The organism is Pseudacidovorax sp. 1753, assembly GCF_040544975.1.
Classification (GTDB): Bacteria; Pseudomonadota; Gammaproteobacteria; order Burkholderiales; family Burkholderiaceae_C; genus Xenophilus.
In genome coordinates this window covers 11,811-35,477 of the sequence record NZ_JBEPKY010000025.1, presented here as the reverse complement: position 1 = coordinate 35,477, position 23,667 = coordinate 11,811, and the positions used below count along the sequence as shown (strand labels likewise).

19 protein-coding genes and 1 tRNA gene are annotated in these 23,667 nt (G+C 69.5%); 12 read left to right on the top strand and 8 right to left on the bottom strand.

Annotated elements, in window-relative coordinates:
- Nucleotides 1–56 precede the first annotated feature (56 nt).
- From ABIC63_RS25185 to ABIC63_RS25135, 11 genes are all read left to right on the top strand, one after another.
- On the top strand, nucleotides 57–857 hold the full coding sequence (locus ABIC63_RS25185; protein WP_502935912.1) for a CheR family methyltransferase: 801 nt from the start codon (nucleotides 57–59) through the stop codon (nucleotides 855–857).
- Nucleotides 857–1,522: a chemotaxis protein CheB gene (locus ABIC63_RS25180; protein WP_354321799.1), complete on the top strand. Its 666-nt coding sequence runs from the start codon at nucleotides 857–859 to the stop codon at nucleotides 1,520–1,522. The genes ABIC63_RS25185 and ABIC63_RS25180 overlap by 1 nt, the downstream gene beginning before the upstream one ends.
- Nucleotides 1,512–2,735, top strand: coding sequence for a hybrid sensor histidine kinase/response regulator (locus ABIC63_RS25175; protein WP_294372476.1), 1,224 nt, complete (start codon nucleotides 1,512–1,514; stop codon nucleotides 2,733–2,735). The genes ABIC63_RS25180 and ABIC63_RS25175 overlap by 11 nt, the downstream gene beginning before the upstream one ends.
- Nucleotides 2,736–2,781: 46 nt before the next feature.
- Nucleotides 2,782–3,886 (top strand): peptide chain release factor 2 gene (prfB, locus tag ABIC63_RS25170; RefSeq protein ID WP_354321798.1). Its coding sequence is split into 2 segments (ribosomal slippage): nucleotides 2,782–2,862 and nucleotides 2,864–3,886, totalling 1,104 coding nucleotides; the frame shifts between segments, so codons are not numbered across the junction.
- The gene (locus tag ABIC63_RS25165; RefSeq protein WP_354321797.1) at nucleotides 3,886–4,596 is read left to right on the top strand and encodes an HAD family hydrolase; all 711 of its coding nucleotides are present in this window, start codon (nucleotides 3,886–3,888) and stop codon (nucleotides 4,594–4,596) included. The genes prfB and ABIC63_RS25165 overlap by 1 nt, the downstream gene beginning before the upstream one ends.
- Nucleotides 4,580–7,279, top strand: a complete 2,700-nt coding sequence (gene pepN, locus ABIC63_RS25160) for an aminopeptidase N (RefSeq protein WP_294372498.1) — start codon at nucleotides 4,580–4,582, stop codon at nucleotides 7,277–7,279. Before ABIC63_RS25165 ends, pepN begins: the two co-directional genes overlap by 17 nt.
- A 26-nt stretch (nucleotides 7,280–7,305) precedes the next feature.
- Nucleotides 7,306–8,316 carry a class 1 fructose-bisphosphatase gene (locus tag ABIC63_RS25155; protein WP_294372501.1) on the top strand — a complete coding sequence of 337 codons (1,011 nt, stop codon included), beginning with the start codon at nucleotides 7,306–7,308 and terminating at the stop codon, nucleotides 8,314–8,316.
- Between the two features lie 77 nt (nucleotides 8,317–8,393).
- Nucleotides 8,394–8,469 (top strand) — tRNA-Thr (locus tag ABIC63_RS25150).
- Nucleotides 8,470–8,608: 139 nt separating this feature from the next.
- Complete coding sequence (locus ABIC63_RS25145) at nucleotides 8,609–12,253, top strand: hybrid sensor histidine kinase/response regulator (RefSeq protein WP_294372504.1); 3,645 nt, start codon at nucleotides 8,609–8,611, stop codon at nucleotides 12,251–12,253.
- Nucleotides 12,250–13,284 carry an HD-GYP domain-containing protein gene (locus tag ABIC63_RS25140; RefSeq protein WP_294372506.1) on the top strand — a complete coding sequence of 345 codons (1,035 nt, stop codon included), beginning with the start codon at nucleotides 12,250–12,252 and terminating at the stop codon, nucleotides 13,282–13,284. The genes ABIC63_RS25145 and ABIC63_RS25140 overlap by 4 nt, the downstream gene beginning before the upstream one ends.
- A 2-nt stretch (nucleotides 13,285–13,286) precedes the next feature.
- Entirely contained in the window at nucleotides 13,287–13,796 is a 510-nt protein-coding gene (locus ABIC63_RS25135) for a thermonuclease family protein (protein WP_294372509.1), read from the top strand.
- 94 nt (nucleotides 13,797–13,890) lie between these two features.
- Here the strand turns inward: ABIC63_RS25135 and ABIC63_RS25130 are convergent, their stop codons facing one another.
- The gene (locus tag ABIC63_RS25130; RefSeq protein WP_294372512.1) at nucleotides 13,891–15,198 is read right to left on the bottom strand and encodes a hemolysin family protein; all 1,308 of its coding nucleotides are present in this window, start codon (nucleotides 15,196–15,198) and stop codon (nucleotides 13,891–13,893) included.
- A 26-nt stretch (nucleotides 15,199–15,224) separates the two neighbouring features.
- Between ABIC63_RS25130 and ABIC63_RS25125 the strand changes: the two genes are divergently transcribed.
- The gene (locus ABIC63_RS25125; RefSeq protein ID WP_354321796.1) at nucleotides 15,225–16,067 is read left to right on the top strand and encodes a symmetrical bis(5'-nucleosyl)-tetraphosphatase; all 843 of its coding nucleotides are present in this window, start codon (nucleotides 15,225–15,227) and stop codon (nucleotides 16,065–16,067) included.
- A 31-nt stretch (nucleotides 16,068–16,098) separates the two neighbouring features.
- Here ABIC63_RS25125 and ABIC63_RS25120 read toward each other — a convergent pair whose 3' ends face one another.
- The 7 genes from ABIC63_RS25120 to ABIC63_RS25090 form a co-directional block, all read right to left on the bottom strand.
- Nucleotides 16,099–17,316: an aminotransferase class V-fold PLP-dependent enzyme gene (locus tag ABIC63_RS25120; protein ID WP_354321795.1), complete on the bottom strand. Its 1,218-nt coding sequence runs from the start codon at nucleotides 17,314–17,316 to the stop codon at nucleotides 16,099–16,101.
- 127 nt (nucleotides 17,317–17,443) lie between these two features.
- Nucleotides 17,444–18,916 carry a DEAD/DEAH box helicase gene (locus ABIC63_RS25115; protein WP_294372524.1) on the bottom strand — a complete coding sequence of 491 codons (1,473 nt, stop codon included), beginning with the start codon at nucleotides 18,914–18,916 and terminating at the stop codon, nucleotides 17,444–17,446.
- 91 nt (nucleotides 18,917–19,007) lie between these two features.
- Nucleotides 19,008–19,883: a KPN_02809 family neutral zinc metallopeptidase gene (ypfJ, locus tag ABIC63_RS25110; RefSeq protein WP_294372527.1), complete on the bottom strand. Its 876-nt coding sequence runs from the start codon at nucleotides 19,881–19,883 to the stop codon at nucleotides 19,008–19,010.
- Nucleotides 19,884–19,941: 58 nt separating this feature from the next.
- Nucleotides 19,942–20,208: a hypothetical protein gene (locus ABIC63_RS25105; protein WP_114802409.1), complete on the bottom strand. Its 267-nt coding sequence runs from the start codon at nucleotides 20,206–20,208 to the stop codon at nucleotides 19,942–19,944.
- Between the two features lie 159 nt (nucleotides 20,209–20,367).
- Nucleotides 20,368–20,934: a dCTP deaminase gene (gene dcd, locus ABIC63_RS25100; RefSeq protein ID WP_058641997.1), complete on the bottom strand. Its 567-nt coding sequence runs from the start codon at nucleotides 20,932–20,934 to the stop codon at nucleotides 20,368–20,370.
- Nucleotides 20,935–21,015: 81 nt separating this feature from the next.
- A complete protein-coding gene (gene guaD / locus ABIC63_RS25095; RefSeq protein WP_354321794.1) occupies nucleotides 21,016–22,302 on the bottom strand; it encodes a guanine deaminase in 1,287 nt (428 codons plus the stop codon).
- A gap of 130 nt (nucleotides 22,303–22,432) precedes the next feature.
- Nucleotides 22,433–23,530 carry a BMP family ABC transporter substrate-binding protein gene (locus tag ABIC63_RS25090; protein WP_354321793.1) on the bottom strand — a complete coding sequence of 366 codons (1,098 nt, stop codon included), beginning with the start codon at nucleotides 23,528–23,530 and terminating at the stop codon, nucleotides 22,433–22,435.
- Nucleotides 23,531–23,667 lie beyond the last annotated feature (137 nt).

Genomic DNA, 23,667 nt, shown 5'->3' with positions numbered 1-23,667 from the left:
CCCCGTCGGGCACGGACGCCGACCGCCCCGCGCCACCGCCGCCCAGCGCCTCCGACATCGAGCTGCGCCTGCTGATGGAGGCCATCTATCTGCGCTACAGCCACGACTTCCGCGACTACACCGGCGCCTCGCAGAAGCGCCGGGTGAACTATGCGCTGGAGCAGATGGGCTACCGCAGCATCTCCGCACTGCAGGAGCAGGTGCTGCGCGACGACCAGGTCTTCGGCCGGCTGCTGCAGTACCTCACCGTGCCGGTCAGCGAGATGTTCCGCGACCCGGACTACTTCCTCGCGCTGCGCCAGCAGGTGGTGCCGGTGCTGCACACCTATCCGTCGATCAAGGTCTGGGTGGCGGGCTGCAGCACGGGCGAAGAGGTCTATTCCCTGGCCATCCTGCTGCGCGAGGAGGGACTGCTGGAGCGGGCGCTGATCTACGCCACCGACATCAATCCGCAATCGCTGGAGAAGGCACGGCAGGGCATCTTCCCGGCCGACGCGGTGCGCGAGTACACGGCCAACTACCAGCGCGCCGGCGGTCGCAAGTCCTTTTCCGACTACTACACCGCGGCCTACGGCGGTGCGCGCTTCGACCCCGCGCTGCGGACCAACGTGATCTTTGCCGACCACAGCCTGGCCACCGACAGCGTGTTCGCCGAGACGCACCTCGTCTCCTGCCGCAACGTGCTGATCTACTTCAACCGCCGGCTGCAGGACCGGGCGCTGGGCCTGTTCCACGACTCGCTGTGCCACCGCGGCTTCCTGGGGCTGGGCGCGAAGGAGAGCGTGGATTTCTCGGCCTATGCCGAGCGGTTCGAGCCGGTGGCGCGGGCGGAACGCATCTTCCGCAAGGCGGCCTGATGTCGGCGATCCGCTCCCCCTACACCGCCGGTCACGCCGCGCCGCCGTCGACGCCGGGCGATGGCGACTTCGACCCCGGCCCGCTGCCGCAGGTGGATGCAGTGGTGGTCGGCGCCTCCGCCGGTGGCGTCGACGCCCTGCTGCGCCTGACGGCGGCCCTGCCCACGCCGTGGCACCTGCCGCTGATCGCGGTGCTCCACCTGCCGCAGGACCGGGAGAGCCGCCTGGCGGACATCTTCTCGCACCGGTTGCCGATCCCGGCCTGCGAGGCGCGCGACAAGGCCGCCGTCGAGGCGGCCACGCTGCACTTTGCACCGCCGGGCTACCACCTCTTCATCGAGGCGGACCGCCACTTCTCGCTGAGCTGCGAGCCGCCGGTGCACTTTTCGCGGCCCTCCATCGACCTGCTGATGAGTTCCGCCGCCGACGCCTACGGGCCCCGCCTGGCCGGCCTGCTGCTGACCGGCGCCAACGAGGACGGTGCGCAGGGGCTGGCCGATATCGCCGCCGCGGGCGGCCTCACTGCCGTACAGTCGCCGGGCGAAGCCATGGCGCCCCAGATGCCCCAGTCCGCCCTGGCCCTGCGCCAGCCCGATTACGTCCTGCCCCTGGCCCAACTGCGCCGGCTGCTGATCCTGCTCGACGCCCAGCACCATGCCCATTGACCCGTCCGAGATCGAAACCAAGCTCCTGATCGTCGACGACCTGGAAGAGAACCTGATCGCGCTCGAAGCGCTGATCCGCGACCCGGGCCGGCGCGTGTTCCAGGCGCGCTCGGGCGACGAGGCGCTGGCGCTGATGCTGGAGCACGAGTTCGCGCTGGCCGTGCTGGATGTGCAGATGCCCGGCATGAACGGCTTCGAGCTGGCCGAGCTGATGCGCGGCACCGAGCGCACACGCACCATCCCGATCATCTTCGTCAGCGCCGCGGGCCGCGAGCTCAACTACGCTTTCCAGGGCTACGAAAGCGGCGCGGTCGACTTCCTGCACAAGCCGCTGGACGCGCACATGGTGCGCAGCAAGGTCAGCGTCTTCGTCGAGCTTTACCACAGCCGCATGGCGCTCCAGCGCGAGATGGACGCCCTGGCCACCCTCCACCGCGAGCAGCAGGCGCTGGTGGCCGAACTGCGCGAGGCGCGTGCCGACCTGGAGCGCGCCGTTCGCATGCGCGACGACTTCATGTCCATGGTCTCGCACGAGCTGCGCACGCCGCTCAACACGCTCTACCTGGAGACCCAGGTGCGCAAGATGCACCTGGCGCGGGGCCACATGTTCTTCTTCACGCCCGAGCGGCTGAAGGAAACGGCCGAGCGCGACCAGCGCCAGATCCAGGCCATGGTGCGGCTCATCGACGACCTGCTGGACGTCACCCGCATGCGCAATGGCCGGCTGTCGATGAGCCCGCAGGCCTTCGACCTGAGCGCCATGGCGGCGCGCGTGGTCGCCGCGCTGGCGCAGCAGGCAGAGGCCGCCGGGGCCGCCATCCATCTGGAGGCGCCCGAGCCACTCACCGGCGTCTGGGACGAGTTCCGACTGGAGCAGGTGCTGACCAACTTGCTGACCAACGCCCTGCGCTATGGCGGCGGCAAGCCGGTGGACGTACACGTCGGCTTGCGCGGCGAGGAGGCCGTGATGAGCGTGCGCGACCGCGGCATCGGCATCGCGCCGGAGGACCAGGCCCGCATCTTCCAGCAGTTCGAGCGCGCCGAATCGGGCCGCCGCGAGGTGGCCAGCGGCCTGGGGCTGGGCCTGTTCATCACCCAGCAGATCGTCCAGGGCCACGGCGGGCGCATCGAACTGGAGAGCACGCCGGGCGAAGGGTCCACTTTCCGCGTGGTGCTGCCCTTCGAGCCGCCCTCGGCCGAAGACGCCGCGTGAGAAAATCTCGCGTTTCCCCGAACACCCGCAAGAACAGGATCGCACCATGGACGCAGAACAGATCAACCTCATTGGCACCACCCTGGCCGACCTGAGCACCCGGACGGCCGACTTGCGGAGGTATCTTTGACTTCGATGCCAAAGCCGAACGCCTGAGGACGGTCAACGCCTCGCTGGAAGACCCGACGGTCTGGAACGACCCCAAGAAGGCCCAGGAACTGGGCAAGGAAAAGAAGGCGCTGGACGGCGTGGTGCTGGCCATCCAGCGCCTGGAGCGTGACCTGGCCGACAACACCGAGCTCTACGAGATGAGCAAGGAAGAAGGCGACGAGGCGGGCCTGAAGGCCATCGCCGACGACGCCGAGGAACTGCGCAAGGAGATCGAGCAGCTCGAGTTCCGCCGGATGTTCAACAACCCGGCCGACCCCAACAACTGCTTCGTCGACATCCAGGCCGGCGCAGGCGGTACCGAGGCGCAGGACTGGGCCAGCATGCTGCTGCGCCAGTACCTCAAGTACGCCGAACGCAAGGGCTTCAAGACCACGGTCGAGGACGAATCCCCCGGTGAAACCGCGGGCATCAAGAGCGCCACGATCAAGGTCGAGGGCGAATACGCCTTCGGCCTGCTGCGCACCGAGACCGGCGTCCACCGCCTGGTGCGCAAGTCGCCCTTCGACTCCTCGGGCGGCCGCCACACCAGCTTCGCCTCGCTCTTCGTCTATCCGGAGATCGACGACTCCATCGAGATCGAGATCAACCCCTCGGACGTGCGCGTGGACACCTACCGCGCCAGCGGCGCCGGTGGCCAGCACATCAACAAGACGGACTCGGCGGTGCGACTGACGCACTTGCCGACCGGCATCGTGGTGCAGTGCCAGGACGGCCGCAGCCAGCACAGCAACCGCGACGTGGCCTGGAAGCGCCTGCGCTCGCGCCTGTACGACTTCGAGATGCGCAAGCGCATGGAAGAACAGCAGAAGCTGGAGGACAGCAAGACCGACGTCGGCTGGGGCCACCAGATCCGCAGCTACGTGCTGGACAACAGCCGCATCAAGGACCTGCGCACCGGCGTCGAGATCTCGGCCACGCAGAAGGTGCTCGACGGCGACCTCGATCCCTTCATCGAAGCCTCGCTGAAGCAGGGCGTCTGATGCCCGACCGCAGCCCGCGCCCCGAGGGCGCCGCCCTGCCCGTGCAGGCCCTGATCTTCGACATGGACGGCACCATGATCGACTCCATGCCCTGGCATGCGAAGTCGTGGGTGGCTTTCGCCCAGCGACACGGCATCACGATGCCAGCCGACGAGATCCTTCGCCGCACCACGGGCCGCACCGGCACCGAGTGCATGCGCGAGGTCTTCGAGCGCGAGCTGCCGCCGGACGAATGCCTCGCGTTGGTGAACGAAAAGGAAGCGATCTACCGCGAACTCTTCGACGCGCCCTTTGCCGAGGTGGCGGGCTTCACCGCGTTTGCGCGACAAGCCGCTGCGCGCGGCCTGAAGGTTGCCGTCGGCACCGCGGGCGACCGGCACAACGTGGCCTTCGCCCTTGAACGCCTGAAGATGGACCCGCCGCCGCTGACCATCGTCGGCGGCGACGAGGGCCTGCGTGGCAAACCCGAGCCCGACATCTTTCTCGAAGCGGCCCGCCGCATCGACGCCGATCCCGCGCGCTGCATCGTCTTCGAGGACGCGCCCTTCGGCATCGAGGCCGCGCGCCGCGCCGGCATGCGTGCGGTGGCCGTGTGCAGCACCCACGGCGCCGACGAACTCGCCGGTCCGCATGTGATCGCGGCCGTGCCCGACTACCACTCCCTCCTCCGCTCTCATTTTCTGGAGACGCTCGATGTTGCTCTCTCGTGACGCCCAATCGGCCCAGCCCGTCGCCATCCAGCGCGAGGACTATTCGCCGCCGGCCTACTGGATCGACACCGTCGACCTGTGTTTCGACCTCGACCCGGCCAAGACGCGCGTGCTCAACCGCATGAAGCTGCGGCGCAACCCGGACGTGGCGGCCCAGCCGCTGCGCCTGGACGGCGACGAGCTCAACCTGGCCCGCGTGCTGGTCAACGGCCAGGGCGCCGCCTTCCGCATGGAAGGCAGCCAGCTGGTGATGGACGGCCTGCCCGATGAGTTCGAGCTGGAGATCTTCACCACCTGCTGCCCGGCGAAGAACACCAAGCTGATGGGCCTGTTCGTCAGCCAGAACACCTTCTTCACCCAGTGCGAGGCCGAGGGCTTCCGCCGCATCACCTACTTCCTGGACCGTCCGGACGTGATGGCCAGCTACACCGTCACGCTGCGCGCCGACAAGACGGCCTACCCGGTGTTGCTGTCCAACGGCAACCTGGTCGAACAGGGCGAGCTCCCGGAAGGCCGCCATTTCGCCAAGTGGGTCGACCCCTTCAAGAAGCCCGCCTACCTGTTCGCCCTGGTGGCGGGCAAGCTGGTGGCGCGCGAGCAGCGCATCAAGGCGCGCAACGGCCGCGAGCACCTGCTGCAGGTCTACGTGCGCGCCGGCGACCTGGACAAGACCGAGCATGCGATGAACTCGCTGATCCACTCGGTGCTGTGGGATGAGGCCCGCTTCGGCCTGCCGCTGGACCTGGACCGCTTCATGATCGTCGCCACCAGCGACTTCAACATGGGCGCGATGGAGAACAAGGGCCTGAACATCTTCAACACGAAGTACGTCCTCGCCAGCCAAGCCACCGCGACGGATGCCGACTACGCCAACATCGAGAGCGTGGTGGGCCACGAGTACTTCCACAACTGGAGCGGCGACCGCGTCACCTGCCGCGACTGGTTCCAGCTCTCGCTCAAGGAGGGCCTGACGGTCTTCCGCGACCAGGAGTTCAGCATGGACCTGTGCGCCGAACCGTCCGCGCGCGCGGTCAAGCGCATCGAGGACGTGCGGGTGCTGCGCACCGCCCAGTTCCCCGAGGACGCGGGCCCGATGGCCCATCCGGTGCGGCCCGACAGCTACATCGAGATCAGCAACTTCTACACCGTCACCATCTACGAGAAGGGCGCCGAAGTCGTCCGCATGATGCAGACGCTGGTGGGCCGCGACGGCTTCGCCCGCGGCATGACGCTGTACTTCGAACGCCACGACGGCCAGGCCGTGACCTGCGACGACTTCGCCCAGGCCATCGCCGATGCCAACCCCGACAGCGAGCTGGCCCGCCGCCTGCCGCAGTTCAAGCGCTGGTACAGCCAGGCCGGTACGCCACGTCTGGCCGCCACGGGGCACTACGACGCCGAGGCCCGCACGTACACGCTGGCCTTCACGCAGAGCTGCCCACCGACGCCGGGTCAACCGGTGAAGGAGCCGTTCGTCATTCCGGTGGCCGTGGGGCTGCTGGGTGCGGATGGCCGCGCGCTCCCGTTGCAGCTGGAAGGCGAGCCGCAGCCCGCCGGCGAATCGCTCACGCTGGTGCTGCACGAAGCCGAGCAGCGCTTCACCTTCACCGGCCTGGACGAGGCGCCGGTGCCCTCCATCCTGCGCGGCTTCAGCGCGCCGGTGGTGCTGCAGTTCGACTACACGCGCGAACAGCTGCTGGCCCTGCTGGCGCACGACAGCGACCCCTTCAACCGCTGGGAGGCCGGACAGCGCCTGGCGCTCGGTGCCGCGCTCGCTGCCATCGGCGATGACAGCCGCCAGCCCGACGCACCGGTGCTGGACGAGGCCTTCGTCGGCGCCATGCGCGAGGTGCTGCGCAATGGAACGCTGGATGCCGCCTTCAAGGAACTGGTGCTGACGCTGCCCTCGGAGGTCTACATCTCCGAGCAGCTGGACGTGGTCGATCCGCAGCGCGTGCACCGCGTGCGCGAGGCCATGCGCATCCAGCTGGCGACGGCTCTGTACGCCGAATGGCAGCAGGCCTACGAGGACAACAAGGACACCGGCGCGTACCGGCCCGAGCCGGTCTCGGCCGGCCGCCGTGCGCTGGCCGGCATGGCGCTGGCGCACCTGTGCATCGCCGCACGCGAGTCGGGCGACGCCGTCTGGCCCGGCAAGACGCTGCAGCGCTTCAAGGACGCTTCGAACATGACCGACCGCTTCAACGCGCTGACGGCGCTGGTCGTGTCGGGCCACCCGCTGGCGGCGCAGGCGCTTGCGCGCTTCCATGCGATGTTCAAGGACGAGGCCCTGGTCATCGACAAGTGGTTCAGCCTGCAGGCCGGCGCGCCCGACCGCGGCGGCGACGTGCTGCCGCTGGTCAAGCAGCTGACGCGCCATCCGGACTTCTCCCTCAAGAACCCGAACCGCGCCCGCAGCGTGATCTTCAGCTACTGCAGCGCCAACCCCGGCGCCTTCCATCGCCTGGACGCCGCCGGCTACGTGTGGTGGAGCGATCGGGTGATCGAGCTCGACGAGATCAACCCGCAGGTCGCCGCCCGGCTGGCGCGCGCGCTGGACCGCTGGAACAAGCTGGCCGAGCCCTACCGGGGCGCCGCACGCGAGGCCATCGCCCGCGTGGCGGCCCGCCCGGGCCTGAGCAAGGACACGCTCGAGGTCGTCAGCCGCGCCCTCGCCCCCTGATTTTTGAAACCCTCCCAGGAGTCCCCATGGCCTCTCAGAACATTTCACTCACCCGCTACCTCGTCGAGCAGCAACGCGTCGACGGCCTCATCCCTGGCCAGCTGCGCCTGCTGCTGGAGGTGGTGGCCCGCGCCTGCAAGCGCATCAGCCTCTCGGTCAACAAGGGCGCCCTGGGTGGCGTGCTGGGCACCGCCGGCAGCGAGAACGTGCAGGGCGAGGTGCAGAAGAAGCTGGACATCATCGCCAACGAGGTGCTGATCGAGGCCAACGAATGGGGCGGCCACCTCGCCGCCATGGCCAGCGAGGAGATGGACAGCATCTACGTGGTGCCCAACCGCTATCCGCAAGGCGAATACCTGCTGATGTTCGACCCGCTCGACGGCTCCAGCAACATCGACGTCAACGTCAGCATCGGCACCATCTTCAGCGTGCTCAAGAAGCCGGACGATCACCCGGGCGTGCAGGAAGGCGATTTCCTGCAGGCGGGCTGCAAGCAGGTGGCCGCCGGCTACTGCCTCTATGGCCCGCAGACGGTGCTGGTGCTCACCGTGGGCGATGGCGTGGCCATGTTCACGCTCGACCGCGAGCAGGGCAGCTTCATCCTCACGCAGGACAAGATGGAGATCCCGGCCGACACCAAGGAATTCGCGATCAACATGAGCAACATGCGCCACTGGGACGCTCCGGTGAAGCGCTACATCGACGAATGCCTGGCCGGCAAGGACGGCCCGCGCGGCAAGGACTTCAACATGCGCTGGATCGCCAGCATGGTGACCGACGTGCACCGCATCCTCACGCGCGGCGGCGTGTTCATGTACCCCTGGGACAAGCGTGAACCCGAGAAGCCGGGCAAGCTGCGCCTGATGTACGAGGCCAACCCGATGGCCTGGCTGGTGGAGCAGGCGGGCGGTGCGGCCACCAACGGCCGCGAGCGCATCCTCGACATCCAGCCCCAGAAGCTGCACGAACGCGTGTCGGTGATCCTCGGCTCCAGGAACGAGGTCGAGCGCGCGACGAAGTACCATTTGGAGGCGTGAGCTTTTTCGCGCTATACTCCTGGGCTGCTTACGAAGGCGCTCACCACAGTGCCTTCTTGCCCTAGAATAAGTTTTTCGCCGGCGTAGCTCAGTTGGTAGAGCAACGCACTCGTAACGCGTAGGTCACCAGTTCGATTCCGGTCGCCGGCACCATCTCCAAAGCCCGCAAGCTGACGCTTGCGGGCTTTTTTGTTGGCCCCTCGCGCGCAGGCCGCAGCACCCCCGGTCCGCGGCAAGCGCAGCCCGCGCGTTGTAGGACCCTGTAAGCTCTTCCCCTCCCCAGACTCTCCACATGCCTACGCAGACCGACTGGCTCGGCATCCTTGCGCCCCTGCAATCGGCCGCGGGCGTGTGGCTGGCCGCTGCCGCCGCCGTGCTGTGCGGCTGGCAAGTGCTGCAGGCCGGCCTTCAGGCCGGGACGTCCGCCGATCGCAGCGCGGCCGCGCTGCTGGCCACGCTGCTGTGGACGATGGCCCTGGCGCTTTCCATCCACGCCGGCCTTGGCTTCGGCCTGCACGGCACCGGGGCGGACGAGGTCGCCTGGGGCTGGCCCTTGCTGCCCGGGGCAGCCGCCGCGGCGGCGCTGGCCGCCAGTTGGAGCGGGGCCACACGCTGGCGGGCCGGGGCTGCCGGCCTGGCAGGCTTGGCGGGCACGGCGCTTTTCATCGGCCGCACCGCGACGCCACTGGGCTTCATGAGCGTGCTTCTGGCCGCCGCCGCGCTGATCATGCTGCTGGCCTATGCGCTGCTGCGAGCACCGCGCTCGCCGGCGGCCACGATGCGCTGGCAGCCCGGGCTCTGGGCCCTGGCAGCGCCGCTGGTCGTCGCCGTCGTGGCCGCTGTGGGCGCCCTGCCGGGACCAATCGCGGCGCCGGCGCTGCCCCACTGGAACGAACTGCCGTGGCCGCAGCAATGGTTCGGCCTGTGCGCCCTGACTCTTCTGTACATCGGTGTGTGTGGCATCCGGCGGACGCAGGCACAGGCGGCGACGCTCGACGCCTTGCAGCAACGCTTCGACCTCGCGCCGGACGGCCTGCTCGTGCTCGACGCCGAGCACCGGATCACGGCCGCCAATGCCGCGGCACTGCGGCTGCTGGCGCTGCGCCCGGAAGAGGCCACCGGCAAGACACTCCCGACCCTGCTCGACGCGGCAGACACCGACCTCGGGGAATGGCTCAGGGATCCGGCCAGCAGCCCGGCCGGGCCCGGCGAACGCCGCGCGCTGCGCCCGCTGGCCGGCGGCGGCGCGCTGGCGCTGCGCCTCGCGCGCGCGGGCCTGGGCGTCGACCGCCAGGGTCGCGACGCCGCCTGCATCGTCACCCTGGCAGACATCAGCGCGCAGCATGCCGAGGAAGAAGCGATCCGCCAGCGCGAGCGCCGCTACCGCGGGCTGATCGACAACATCCCGGGCGTGTCCTTCAGCACCCTGCTCGACGAGCCCCACACGACGCTCTTCGCCAGCCCCAGCGTGGACGCGCTGACGGGCTGGCCCGCCTCCGACTTCACCTCGGGGCGGCGCACCCTGGCGCACCTCATCCATCCCTCCGACCGGCAGCGCATCCAGCAGGCCCTGATCCTGGCGGCCGGCCTGCCCGAGGGCGGGCCGGTGACGGCGGAGTTCCGGCTGCTGCACCGCAGCGAGTCCGAACGCTGGGTCTGGTTCACCGGCCAGGTGACCCATCCGCGCGAGGGTGGCCCGCCGCGCCTGGATGGCGTGCTGCTCGACATCACGGAAACCCGCCGCCACCACTGGATGCAGGGCGGCACCGCCGAGGCGGTGCAGCGGGTGATGGGGGTCGCGGTGTTTGCCATGGACGGCCGCATCGAGTGGGCCAACGACCGCATGCTCGGCTGGATGGGCTACACGCTCGAGGAGTTCACCGCCCGCCACCACCACGACCTCGTGGATGCCGCCGCCGGCCGCCAGACCGCCTTCGATGCCCTGTGGCAGCGCCTGCGCCGCGGCGAATTCGAGGTGGGCGAATACCGCCGCGTGACCCGGCAGGGCCAGGAGTTCTGGCTCCAGGGCTCGTACAACCCCATCTTCGACGCCGACGGCATCGTGGTGCGCGTGGTGCTCCTGGCGCAGGACATCAACCCCCGCCGCCAGATGGAAGGCGCCCTGCGCGAAGCCAAGGCCCGCGCCGAGCAGGCCGCCGCGGCGCGCACCATGTTCCTGGCCAACATGAGCCACGAGATCCGCACACCGATGAACGCCATCCTCGGCTTCACCGAACTGCTGCTCGAAGGCCCATTGGCGGTGGAGCAACGGCGCCACCTGCAGACCGTGCGCCAGTCGGCCCAGAGCCTGCTCGGCCTGCTCAACGGCATCCTGGACACCGCCAAGCTCGACCGCGGCGCGCTGGAACTGGAACTCGCCGACTTCTCCCTCCGGGAATTGTTGGAGCAGACCGCCACCTCGCTGCGACTGGAGGCCGAGCGCAAGGGCCTGGCGCTGCAGGTGCTGTGGGACGACGCGCTGGACATGCATTTCCGCGCCGATGCCGTGCGCATCCGCCAGGTGCTGACCAACCTTCTGGGCAATGCCATCAAGTTCACCGAGCGCGGCGAGGTGCGGCTTGCGGCGCGCCGCGCGGGCGATCTGGTCGAGTTGTCGGTGCAGGACACGGGCATCGGCATCCCCGCGGACCGGCTGGCCGCCATCTTCGACCCCTTCGCGCAGGCCGATGCCTCCACCAGCCGGCGCTTCGGCGGGACGGGCCTGGGCACCACCATCGCCCGCCAGCTCACCGAGCTGATGGGCGGGCGCATCGAGGTCCAGAGCACGCCGGGCCAGGGCAGCGTCTTCCGGGTGCTGCTGCCGCTGAAGACCGCGCTGGCACCGGCTCCCCTGCCGCGCCTGCCGGAGCCGCCCGTCGAGCCGCCGCCGCTGTCCGTGCTGGCCGTGGACGATGTGCCCGAGAACCGCGACCTGGTGCGCCTGGCGCTCGGGCAGCGCGGCCATCAGGTGAGCACCGCGGCCGACGCGCCGAAGGCGCTGGACCTGCTGATGAAGCACCGCTTCCACGTGGTGCTGCTGGACGTCCACATGCCCGGCATCGACGGCCTGGAGGCCGCCCGGCGCATCCGCGCCTACGAGGCCTCGCGCAGCCTGCCGCCCACCCCGCTGATCGCGCTGAGTGCGAGCGTCTTGCCCGCCGACCGGCAGGCCGCGCGCACGGCCGGCATGGAAGGCTTCGTGCCCAAGCCCTTCGAGGCCGCCCAGCTCCTGGCGGAGATGGCGCGCGTCACCGGCCTGCAGCGCGGCGGCGACCTCGCCCTGCCGATGCCAGCGGCGGCGCCCGCCGGCACGATGCTGCCGGCGGGCGTCGACTGGGCCCGCGGCATCCGCAACTGGACCCATGAAGCCGCGCTGCGCCGGGCCCTGGACAAGATGCTGGCGCAGCATGGCGGGGCCGCTGCCGCCATCGCCGAACAGGTCGAGCGCGGCCAGTTGGACGAAGCGCGCCAGATCGCCCATCGCCTGCGCGGCCTGGCCGGCAACCTGGCCTGCGACGAGCTCTTCGCCGCCGCGACGAACGTCGAGCTGGCCCTGGCGCAAGGCGAGCCGGACGCCGCGCGGCAGGGCATCCCGGCACTCAGCGCCGCGTTCGACGCCGTGCAGGCTGCGCTCGACAGCCGGCCCTTGCCGCCCTCCACGCCGGACGGCGAACGCGTGATGCTGGACGGCGCGCGGCTGCGCACGGCGCTGGCGGAACTGCTGCGGGCGATACACCGCAACGAGATGGCCGGCGACGAGGACTGGCCCGACGTCGCCGCCACGCTGGCGTTCATGGGCGAGGGCCCGACCGCCGATGCGCTGCGGCAGGCGCTGGACGGCTTCGAGTTCGGCGCCGCGGCCCGGCTCCTAGAATCGCTGATCGACCGGCTGCCCCCCGACGCGGCCCTGGCAGGCGAGAAGGCTTCCCATCCATGACCGACCTCTCCGCGATCCAGCGGCCCACCGTCCTCGTCGTCGACGACGAACCCCTGAACCTGCAGGTGGTGCGCAGCATGCTGCACACGGACTACCGCCTGGTCTTCGCCAAGGACGGGCGAAGCGCGCTCGCGCTGGCCTCGGCCGCGGCGCCCGATCTGGTGCTGCTGGACGTGATGATGCCGGGCATGACCGGCTACGAGGTCTGCCGCGAGCTCAAGAGCCAAGAACTCACCCGCTACGTGCCGGTGATCTTCGCCACCGCGCTGGCCGACGAGGCCAACGAGGAGCTGGGCCTGGCCTGCGGCGCCGTCGACTACGTCGCCAAGCCGCTCAACGCCGGCATCCTGCGCGCCCGCATCCGCACCCACCTGTCGCTGGTGCGCATGGAGGAACTGCAGGCCACCCGGCTGCAGGCCATCCGCTGCCTGGGTGCCGCCGCGGAGTACAAGGACAACGAGACGGGCATGCACGTGGTGCGCATGAGCCACTACGCGCACCTGCTGGCGCTGGCCTCGGGCTACGGGCCCGCCGAAGCCGACGACCTGCTGCATGCCGCGCCCATGCACGACATCGGCAAGATCGGCATCCCGGATGCCATCCTGCAGAAGCCCGGTTCCCTCACCCCCGACGAGCGGACCGTGATGATGGCGCATCCGGTCATCGGCGCCGACATCCTCGGCAACCATCCCTCGCGGCTCTTCCAACTGGCCCGCACCATCGCCCTGACCCACCACGAGAAGTGGGATGGCAGCGGCTACCCACACGGGCTGGCGGGCGCGGACATCCCGCTCGTGGGCCGCATCGTGGCGCTCGCCGACGTCTTCGACGCCTTGACCAGCGTGCGCCCGTACAAGCCGGCCTGGCCCGTGGAAGAAGCCATGGCCTGGATCCAGAGCCAGAGTGGCAGCCACTTCGATCCCACCCTCGTGGAGCTGCTGCAGCAGAACCTGCCGCGCGTGCTGGAGATCAAGGCCCAGTTCGGCGACGACGCGGCCGACATCGTGGTGCTCGACTCGGAAGACCACTGACGGTGGCCCTGGCTGCAGCCCTGCTGCTGTGCCTCGTCACCGCAGTGAGCGACGGCGACACCCTCCACGCCGACTGCGACGGTGGCGAGGCGCTGACGGTGCGCGTGCATGCCATCGACGCCCCCGAATCAGGGCAGCCCCAGGGCCGCAACGCGCGGCGCCTGTTGGCGCGGCTGGCGCTGCACCGCGAGGTCGAGCTGCGCTGCGTGGACCGCGACCGCTATGGCCGGGCCGTCTGCGCCGTGCAGGTGCCGCCGCCCGAAGATCCGGATGCAGCGCCCAGCCTGGATGCCGGAGAAGCCATGCTGGAGGCGGGCTTGGCCTGGTGGTACCGCCAGTACGCCGAGGCGCAGACGGCCGCCGCCCAACGCCGCTATGCCGCCGCCGAAGCGCGGGCACGCCGGGCGCGTGTCGGCCTGTGGAAGGCGGCGAACCCGACGCCGCCCTGGCAATGGCGCCGCGAGCAACGCGAACGCGAACTCGACACGGATCGCGCAGAACAGGCACATTGAACGCACAGGCGACGCGGGCCGCGCGCCCGGTCGGGCATCGATCCTGCGAAGCAGCCGGTGGCCTCGTCGGCCGACCGGAACCGGGGCGCCGGACTCAGCGGGCGTCCGCCGGGACCAGCGGACGCGCCTGCACGCGGTCGATGCGGCGGCCTTCCAGCGCGAGCACCTCGAAGCCCCAGCCCGCGCATTCGATCTGCTCGCCCACCGCCGGCAGGTGGCCCGACACGGACATCAGCAACCCGGCCACGGTGTTGTAGCGGCCGCGCTCCTCGTCCGGCAACTCGCGGATGGCCAGCCGCGCCCGCAGTTCCGACACGGGCATCAGGCCGTCGAGCGCCCAACTGCCGTCGGGCTGCGGCATGGCCCAGGCGTCCGCCGGCACGTGGGGGTGCAGCTCGCCAGTGATGGCCTCCAGCAGGTCGCGGGGCGTGAGCAGGCCCTGCACCACGCCATATTCATCCACCACCATCACCATGCGGCCCGCCTGTGCCCGGAACTGCTCCAGCAACTCCAGGCCGGTCAGCGTCTCAGGCACGAAGGACGCCGGCTGCGCCAGCGTGCCCAGCGCCCCCTCGTGCGCCGGCCCCAGCTTGAGCAACTGCGCCACGCTCACCACGCCCACCACGTCGTCCAGCGAGTTGCGGCAGACGGGATACCAGGAATGCATCAGGTTGATGGCGCCGGCCGCGGCCACCTTCTGCAGGGCCTCGGCCACCGTCAGGTTGGCGGGCATCCACTCGATGTCGCTGCGCGGCACCATCAGCGAGGACAGTCGGCGGTCGTCCAGATGGAACACGTTGCGCACCATCTGGTGCTCGTGGCGCTCGATGACGCCGGACTCCACACCCTCCTCCAGGCTGGCGGATATCTCTTCCTCGGTCACCGCGCGCGCGCCCGTGGCATCGATGCGCAGCAGCCGCAGCGTGGCCGCCGTGGTGCCGGAGAGCAGGTAGACGAAGGGCTTGGTGCCCTTGGCCAGCGCGCGCATCGGGCGCGACACCCAGCGCGCCACCGGCTCGGGATAGAGCTGGCCGATGCGCTTGGGCACCAGCTCGCCGAAGATGATGGTGAAGAAGGTGATGCAGGTCACCACCAGCGCGGTGGACAGGATGCTGGCCGGCCCCTCGCCCAGGCCCCATTCCTGCATCCGGATGGCCAACGGCCCGGCAAAGGCCGATTCGCCCACGATGCCGCTGAGCATGCCGATGGACGTGATGCCGATCTGCACGGTGGACAGGAACTGCGTCGGCATGTCCATCAGCTTGAGCGCCGCCGCGGCCCCCGGGTCGCCCGTCTCCGCCAATGCCGCCAAGCGGGCGCGGCGGGAGGTGGCCAGAGCCATTTCGGACATCGCGAACAACGCATTGCACGTCGTCAGCAAGGCCAACAGAAGGATATCCATCGAGGGGTCAAGGGGAGAATGAGGGCATGGCACTCTATCTCATCGGTGATGTGCAGGGCTGCGACGAGGCGCTGGGCCGCCTGCTCGACACCCTGGACTTCTCGCCCAGCCGCGACCGGCTGGTGCTGCTCGGCGACCTGATCAACCGGGGGCCTGACTCGCTGGCTGTGCTGCGCCGGGTGCGGGCGCTGGGCGATTCGGCCCGCAGCCTGCTGGGCAACCACGACCTTCACCTGCTCGGCGTGGCGCATGGCGTGCGCAAGCCCGGAAGGCGCGACACGCTCGCACCCATCCTGGACGCACCCGACCGGGAGCCTTTGCTGGACTGGCTGCGCCACCGCGCGATGGCGCTGCACGAGCGCATCGGCGGGCGCGACCTGCTCATGGTGCACGCGGGCGTGCTGCCCGCCTGGACGGTGGAAGACACGATGGCACGCGCCCGCGAACTCGAAGCCGTATTGCGCAGCCCGAACCTGGGCAATTTCCTGCAGGAGATGTACGGCAACGAGCCCGCCGCCTGGTCCGACGATCTTGCGGGCAGCGCGCGCCTGCGGGTGATCGTCAACACACTCACCCGCCTGCGCTTCTGCAGCGCCCACGGGGTGATGGAGTTCGAGGCCAAGGACAGCGCCGCGGAGGCCCCGGCGGGCTACATGCCTTGGTTCGACGTGCCCGGTCGGCGCACTGCCGAGGCAGTGGTCGCCTTCGGCCACTGGTCCACGCTGGGCTGGCTGTCGCGGCCGGATCTGCTGTCGACCGACACCGGCTGCGTCTGGGGCGGCTGCCTCACGGCCGTGCGCATCGGCGCCACGCTGGACGAGCGGGAGCGCATCGACGTGCGCTGCACCCAGGCGCAGGCGCCGGGCTGAGCGCGCGCCCTCACGCAGCGGCAGCGGCGGCTCAGGCCGTGCCGAGCACCTTGTCCAGGCCGGCCTTCAGGTGGCCCACGCTGCGGTCCACGTTGCGCCACTTCTCCAGGCCAAACAGCCCGATGCGGAAGGTCATGAAGTCCGGCCCCTCGCCGCACTGCAGCGGCACGCCGGAGGCGGTCTGCAGGCCGGCCTCGATGAACTTCTTGGCGCTCTGGATGCCGGGGTCGGTGGTGTAGCTCACCACCACGCCCGGCGCCTTGAAGCCTTCGGCCGCCACGCTGGGCAGGCCGCGCGATTCGAGCAGCGCGCGCACCTTGTCGCCCAGTTCGAACTGCGCCTGGCGCGCCGCCTCGAAGCCCCAGTCGCGGGTTTCCTTCATCACGTCGCGCAGCAGCACCAGCGCGTCGGTGGGCATGGTGGTGTGATACGCATGCTGGCCGCGCTCGTAGCCCTCGGCGATCTGCATCCACTTCTTGAGGTCGCAGGAGAAGCTGCTGCTGGTGGTGCCCTCGATGGCCTCGCGCGCGCGTTCGCCCAGCATCACCATCGCGCAGCAGGGCGAGCCGCTCCAGCCCTTTTGGGGCGCACTGATCAGCACGTCCACGCCGGTGGCCTGCATGTCCACCCACACGGCGCCGGAGGCCACGCAGTCCAGCACGAACAGGGCGCCCACCTCGCGGGCAGCGGCGCTCACGGTGCGCAGGTAATCGTCGGGCAGCAGGATGCCGCTGGCCGTTTCCACATGCGGCGCGAAGATGACCTTGGGCTTCTCGGCACGGATGGTGGCGGCGATCTCCTCCGCAGGGCATGGCGCCCAGGGCGCCTGGGAACCCTCGCCCTGCTGGCGGGCCTGGCAGACGATGGCGCCGCCACCCAAGGAAGCGCCGGGCCGCCCCAAGCTTCCTTGTCCCCCTTGGGGGGCGGGCTGGGCATCGCCCGGCCCTGGGGGCAAACCGAATCCACCGGCGTCGAAGATCTGGCTCCAGCGGTAGCTGAACCAGCCGTTGCGGATGATCAGCACCTTCTCGCGATTGGCGAACTGGCGCGCGACGGCTTCCATGCCGAAGGTGCCACTGCCCGGCACCAGCACCGCGGTGCGCGCGTGATAGACCTCCTTCAGCGTCGCCAGGATGTCCTGCATCACGCCGGTGAAGCGCTTGGACATGTGGTTGAGGGCGCGGTCGGTGTAGACGACCGAGAACTCGAGCAGGCCGTCGGGATCGACGTGGGGCAACAGGCCGGGCATGGGAGTCTCCTTTTTGTGGATGCAGGGTACCGGCCAGCGACCGGCAGAAAGACAAAGGCTGGCACGCGTGCCAGCCCTGGGGACCATCGCAGCGGCCCGACCCGCGAGGCCGGTCGCGCAGCGGCACTCAATTCTGCTGCTGCGGCTCCGCCGACTTGAACAGCGCGGCCACCTTGCGCTTGGTACGGATGTTGCCCGATCCCGGCTGCTTGGGCGCGGGCGCCTTGGCGGTCTGCTCCCAGGCGGGTGCCTCGTCACCGCCAGCGGCCTCGTAGGGCTTGTCGAAGAAAGGATCGCGCGGTGCGTGGGTGCGCTGCGGGCGCGGGGCGCGGTAGCCCTCGGCCGCCGCGGGGGCGCTGCTGCGGGGTCGGTCGAGCGCGTCGCGGGCATCGCCCGTCTCGCCGTCCTCGCGCCAGCGGCGGCGACCGTCGTTCATGCGGCCGCGCGGACGCTCGTCGTCCATCTCCAGCGGCTGCAGCTCGATCTTCTTCTTGATCAGCTTCTCGATGTCGGCCACCAGACGGGCGTCATTGCCGCCGCCGGCAAAGCTCACGGCCAGGCCCGAGGCGCCTGCACGGCCGGTGCGACCGATGCGGTGCACGTAGTCCTCGGCGTTGAAAGGCACGTCGTAGTTGAAGACGGCGGGCACGTCCTTGATGTCCAGGCCACGGGCCGCGACGTCGGTGCACACCAGCAGGTCCACCTCGCCGGCCTTGAAGGCGGCCAGCGCCTTCAGGCGCTCGTCCTGGCTCTTGTCGCCGTGCAACGCCGTGCAGCGCAGGCCCTCGCGCTCCAGCGAACGGGCCAGCCGGGCGCAGCCCAGCTTGCTGTTGACGAAGACGAAGGCCTGCGTGATGCCGCGCTGGCGCACGATCTGCTTGAGCGCACGGCGCTTGTCGTCCTCGTGCACGCCGTAGAACACCTGCTCGACGGTGGAGGCGGTCTCGTTGGGCCGGGCCACCTCGATGGTGATCGGGTCCTGCAGGTAGCTGGAGGCCAGGCGTTTGATCTCGGGCGAGAAGGTCGCCGAGAACAGCAGCGTGGTGCGCTGCTTGGGCAGGTACGACAGGATGCGTTGCAGGTCGGGCAGGAAGCCGATGTCCAGCATGCGGTCGGCCTCGTCGAGCACGACGTATTCGACCTGGTTCAGCACCGCGTTTTTGGCCTCGATGTGGTCGAGCAGCCGGCCGGGCGTGGCCACCAGCACCTCCACGCCCTTCTTGAGCTCGGCGGTCTGCGGCTTCATGTCGATGCCGCCAAAGACCACGGTGCTGCGCAGCTGCGTGTACTTGGCATACATCTTCACCTGCTGGGCGACCTGGTCGGCCAGTTCGCGCGTGGGCAGCAGCACCAGCGCGCGCACCGGATGCCGGGCGGGCGAAGTCGAGGCGTTCTCGTGTTTGAGCAGGCGATGCAGCAGCGGCAGGGAGAAGGCGGCGGTCTTGCCGGTGCCGGTCTGGGCGGCGCCCATCACGTCCTGGCCGGACAGCACCACCGGAATCGCCTGCGCCTGGATCGGCGTCATATGTTCGTAGCCCATGTCGGCCACGGCGCGCTTCAACGGGTCCGCCAGCGCGAGGTCGGAATAGAGAGTACTCATAGGAAGTCCGCGATTGTCGCATTGCCGCAAAAAACGGCAGTGACAGCGGGGTGACGGGCGTTCTGGTGCCGTCAGGCCGACCGTGCAAGGCTCAGAGCGTGGAGGCGTTGAAGGTGTCGCAGGCCTTCACATGGCCGCTCTTGTAGCCGTTCATGAACCAGCGCTGGCGCTGGGCGCTGCTGCCGTGGGTGAAGCTGTCGGGCACCACCGCCCGGCCCGCGGAACGTTGCAAGGCGTCGTCGCCGATCTTCTCGGCCGCATTCATGGCGGCGGCGATGTCGGACGGGTCAAGCCATTGCTTCGACTCCTGCGAGCGCTGGGCCCATACGCCCGCGAAGCAGTCCGCCTGCAGTTCGACCCGCACGCTCGTCGCATTGACCTGGGTCTCGTTCTGCCGCCGGCGCATGGCGTCGACCTTGTCGGTGATACCCAGCAAGTGCTGAACGTGATGGCCCACCTCATGCGCGATGACATAGGCCTGCGCGAATTCCCCAGGCGCTCCGAGCCGGTCGCGCAGGGTGTCGTAGAAGCGCAGGTCGATGTAGACCTTGCTGTCGCCCGGGCAGTAGAAGGGGCCCATGGCACTCTGCCCGGTGCCGCAGGCCGTGGGCGTGCTGTTGTCGAAGAGCACCAGCGTGGGCGCACGGTACTGGGCGCCGCCTTCTCGGAACACCTCGCCCCACACCACCTCGGTGTTGCGCAGCACCGTGCGTACGAATGCGGTCTCGCGGTCGTTACGCGGCGCATGAGCGGGGGCTTGCTGCTGCTGGACGACGGGGCCGCCGCCTCCGCTGAGCAGGCCCAGCAAGGTCAGGGGATTGATCCCGAACAGCCAGCCCGCCACCACCGCCACGGCCACCGTGCCGAGGCCGATGCTGCGGCCGCCGATGGGGAAGCCGCCACCGCCGCCGCCCATGCCGCGGCGGTCTTCGACGTTGTCCGATTGGTCGTTGCCTTCCCAGCGCATTGCTTTCCTTTCGAATCGGCCCGGCCGGCCAATGGCGCAACGATGCGCCGCGTTTGTTTCAACGGGCCAGGGTGTAGCTCACGGACTGTACGCCCGCGGGCTGCTCGAAGGCAGCCGTCAGCCGGGCGCGCTGGGCTCGGACCTCCTCGGCCGTCTGGACGGCGATGCGCGCCTGGGCGTCACGCAGTTGGGCGGCCTGGACCTGTCCGCGCGCCACCTGGTAGATCGCAGCAAGAAGGAACAGCGCCACCACGGCGAGCGAGCCGATCAGCAGCCACTGAGAGGGCGAAAGGAAGGAAGGGCGTGCGGCAGGGTGTTGGGACATCGGCGGCTCCTGCACGGCCCATCCGTGCGGGTGGCCGAAGACTCGTGGGCAACCGGGCCGAGGCGTGGCGGCCCGCTGCGCGAATCCTTGTAGGCGCCGCCAAGCAGCGGCTGTCAGCCGCGCCGGGCACCCTCCCTGGCATCCGCCGGCGGCAAGGCTTCAGGCCTTGGGCAGCGTCACGCCGCTCTGCCCCTGGTACTTGCCGCCGCGGTCCTTGTAGCTCACCTCGCAGACCTCGTCGCTCTCGAAGAACAGCACCTGCGCACAGCCCTCGCCCGCGTAAATCTTCGCGGGCAGCGGCGTGGTGTTGGAGAACTCCAGCGTCACGTAGCCTTCCCACTCCGGCTCGAAAGGCGTGACGTTGACGATGATGCCGCAGCGCGCGTAGGTGCTCTTGCCCAGGCAGATGGTCAGCACATTGCGGGGAATGCGGAAGTACTCCACCGTCCGCGCCAGCGCAAAGCTGTTGGGCGGGATGATGCAGACGTCGGCATGGATGTCGACGAAGCTCTTCTCGTCGAAGTTCTTCGGGTCCACCACCGTGCTGTGGATGTTGGTGAAGACCTTGAATTCGGGCGCGCAGCGGATGTCGTAGCCATAGCTGCTGGTGCCGTAGCTGATGAGCTTGCGACCGTCCTGCTGGCGCACCTGACCCGGCTCGAAAGGCTCGATCATGCCGTGCTGCTCGGCCATGCGCCGGATCCATTGGTCGCTCTTGATGCTCATGGGAAGACTCGCGCTGGGCGTGCCGGGGCACGCGTCGGAAAAGAGGGCCCGCATTGTGGCACGCGGGGCCCGGGCGGCGGCTCAGCCGGCACGGGCGATCACCGTGCGCGCGATGACACGGTCGTCGCCCAGCACGATGAGGGCGAACAGCAGTTCCTCCAGAGAGGCTGCGTTGGCCGACTTGCGCGCCAGCAAGGGCGTCGCCGCCGGGTCCAGCACCAGGAAGTCCGCCTCGCAGCCCGGTTGCAGGTTGCCGATGGTGCCGGACAGCCCCAGGGCCTGCGCGGCGCCCGCCGTGTGCAGCCACCACAGGCGCGAGGGGGCAAGACTCAGGCCCGGCTTGGTCTGCCCTTCACGTCCCGCGTAATAGGCGGCCAGCATGGTGTGGAAGGGGCTGAAGCTGGTGCCGCCGCCCACGTCGCTCGCCAGTCCATGCAGGTAGTCGACGCGCTGGGCGCCCTCGAAGTCGAAGAAACCGCTGCCCAGGAACAGGTTGCTGGTGGGGCTGACGGCCGCCGCGGTGCGGGTGGCACGCATCAGGTGGCGGTCGTCGTCGTCGAAATGGATGCAGTGGGCGTACACCGCGCGCTCGCGCATCAGGCCGAAGTCGTCGTAGACGCCCAGGTAGGAGCGCGATGCGGGAAACAGCTCGCGCGCCCACTTCACCTCGTCCTTGTTCTCGGCCACGTGCGACTGGATCCAGGTGTCGCCATAGCGGGCCGCCAGTTCGCCGGCACCGCGCAATTGGCCCTCGGTGCTGGTGGGCGCGAAGCGGGGCGTGATGGCGTAGCCGAGCCGTTCCAAGCCATGCCAGCGGCGGATCAGGTCTTCGGTGTCGGCCAGGCTGCGCTCGGTGTCGTCGCGCACGCCATCGGGCGAATGGCGGTCCTGCAGCACCTTGCCGGTGATCAGGCGCATCTGCCGTCGCCGCGCGGCCGAGAACAGCGCGTCCACCGAGGCGGGATGCGAGGTCGCAAAGGTGAGCGCGGTGGTCACGCCGTGGCGCAGGAGCTCGTCCAGGAAGACCTCGGCCACCTCGGCCGAATGCGCGGGTTCTGCAAAGCGGGTCTCTGCCGGAAAGGTGTAGTTCTCCAGCCAGGGCAGCAGGCCGTCGGCCGGCGCGCCGATGATGTCCGTCTGCGGAAAGTGGATGTGCATGTCCACGAAGCCGGGCGCAAGGATGCGGCCCGACAGATGCTCGGGCTCGACTTCCGGATGGCGGGGCTGCACCGCACCGTGGCTGCCGACGTCGACCACGCGCTCGCGGCCCCGGTCGTCGGGTGCAACCACCAGCAGGCCATCGGTGTCGAAGACGGCGTGGCCGGCATCATCGAAACGCAGGAGCGAGGCGCGGTAGGCTTTTTTCATCGGTCGTGGATCGGGGGAGAGAAGCAGCGGCGCCAGGCCGCGCGAGTACTTCGGCGGAGCGTACTGGAAGCCGCAGTGCCCCGACTGCCGCTCGGCTTATAGCGGCTATATGCCGCGCGGCAGCGGAAGGTCAGGGCTCGATGCGGCCCTGCACGCCCTCGACCAGCCAGTTCATCTTGAGGATCTGGTCGTCGTCCAGCGCCTGGCCGCGCGGGATCACGATACGGCCCTGGCTGTCGCGCACGTCGGCGGCCACGGCACGGAAGGGCTGCAGCCGGCCGGCCGCAATGTCCTGCTGGCGCGCCATCATCTCGTCCTGCACTGCCTTGGGCACCTTGGGGCCGAAGTCGCCGACACGGATCATCCCGTCCTTGACGCCGCCCCAGGTGTCGGTGCTCTTCCAATTGCCATCGAGCACCGCCTTGGCGCGCTGCACGTAGTAGTCGCCCCAGCGATGCGTGACGGCGACGATCTGCGCATCGGGCGCCACCTGGCGCATGTCGGAGTGGTAGGCCACCGCCATCCGGCCCCGCTCCTGCGCCGCCTTCATCACGGCGTTGGAACCGGTGTGGAAGGCCAGCACATCCGCGCCCTGGTCCATCAACCGCATTGCGGCATCGCGCTCCAGCGCCGGATCGAACCACTGGTTGAGCCACACGACCTTGACCTGCGCGACAGGATCGACCGAACGCATGCCGAGCGTGAAGGCATTGATGCCCTGCAGCACCTCGGGAATCGGGAAGCCCGCCACGTAGCCCGCGACGTGCGACTTGCTCATGCGACCTGCCGCCACGCCAGCCAGATAACGGCCTTCGTAATAGCGCGCATTGGCCGTCGCCACGTTCTCGGCACGCTGATAGCCGGTGATGGACTCGAAACGCACCTGCGGAAACTCGCGCGCCACGCGCATCGTCGGCGCCATGTAGCCGAAGCTGGGCGTGATGATGAGCTGGTTGCCCTGGCGTGCCAGATCGCGGATCACTCGCTCGGCGTCGGGCCCTTCGGCCACGTTCTCGACATAGGTGGTCTTCACCTTGCCGGGCAGCGCCGCCTCGATGGCCTGGCGGCCCAGCTCATGCTGGTGCACCCACCCGGCGTCGCCCAGCGGTGCGACGTAGACGATGCCGATCTTCAGCGGCGCCTGCGACGGCGTCGGCTGGGCATGGGTGAAGGGGGAAGACAGAAAACAGCAGGCGGCCGCGAGCGCGGCTGCGAGGTTTTTGTACATGGTGTTCCTCTACATGGCCCCAAAAACGAAAACGCCGCGCAGCGGGGCGGCTGCGCGGCGGGCGAATTGTAATGAGTGGACCGATTCCGGCCCCGGCGGGCGGGCTCTGCAGCGCCCGCCTCGGGCCCGCCGCCTGC

Coding starts and splice junctions, on each gene's coding strand:
- dcd (WP_058641997.1), bottom strand. CDS start 20,934: ATGAGCATCAAGAGCGACCAATGGATCCGGCGCATGGCCGAGCAGCAC.
- ABIC63_RS25120 (WP_354321795.1), bottom strand. CDS start 17,316: ATGCCCGGCCTGTTGCCCCACGTCGATCCCGACGGCCTGCTCGAGTTC.
- pepN (WP_294372498.1), top strand. CDS start 4,580: ATGTTGCTCTCTCGTGACGCCCAATCGGCCCAGCCCGTCGCCATCCAG.
- ABIC63_RS25130 (WP_294372512.1), bottom strand. CDS start 15,198: ATGGATATCCTTCTGTTGGCCTTGCTGACGACGTGCAATGCGTTGTTC.
- ABIC63_RS25140 (WP_294372506.1), top strand. CDS start 12,250: ATGACCGACCTCTCCGCGATCCAGCGGCCCACCGTCCTCGTCGTCGAC.
- ABIC63_RS25145 (WP_294372504.1), top strand. CDS start 8,609: ATGCCTACGCAGACCGACTGGCTCGGCATCCTTGCGCCCCTGCAATCG.
- ABIC63_RS25165 (WP_354321797.1), top strand. CDS start 3,886: ATGCCCGACCGCAGCCCGCGCCCCGAGGGCGCCGCCCTGCCCGTGCAG.
- ypfJ (WP_294372527.1), bottom strand. CDS start 19,883: ATGCGCTGGGAAGGCAACGACCAATCGGACAACGTCGAAGACCGCCGC.
- ABIC63_RS25115 (WP_294372524.1), bottom strand. CDS start 18,916: ATGAGTACTCTCTATTCCGACCTCGCGCTGGCGGACCCGTTGAAGCGC.
- guaD (WP_354321794.1), bottom strand. CDS start 22,302: ATGAAAAAAGCCTACCGCGCCTCGCTCCTGCGTTTCGATGATGCCGGC.
- ABIC63_RS25155 (WP_294372501.1), top strand. CDS start 7,306: ATGGCCTCTCAGAACATTTCACTCACCCGCTACCTCGTCGAGCAGCAA.
- ABIC63_RS25125 (WP_354321796.1), top strand. CDS start 15,225: ATGGCACTCTATCTCATCGGTGATGTGCAGGGCTGCGACGAGGCGCTG.
- ABIC63_RS25105 (WP_114802409.1), bottom strand. CDS start 20,208: ATGTCCCAACACCCTGCCGCACGCCCTTCCTTCCTTTCGCCCTCTCAG.
- ABIC63_RS25090 (WP_354321793.1), bottom strand. CDS start 23,530: ATGTACAAAAACCTCGCAGCCGCGCTCGCGGCCGCCTGCTGTTTTCTG.
- ABIC63_RS25175 (WP_294372476.1), top strand. CDS start 1,512: ATGCCCATTGACCCGTCCGAGATCGAAACCAAGCTCCTGATCGTCGAC.
- ABIC63_RS25180 (WP_354321799.1), top strand. CDS start 857: ATGTCGGCGATCCGCTCCCCCTACACCGCCGGTCACGCCGCGCCGCCG.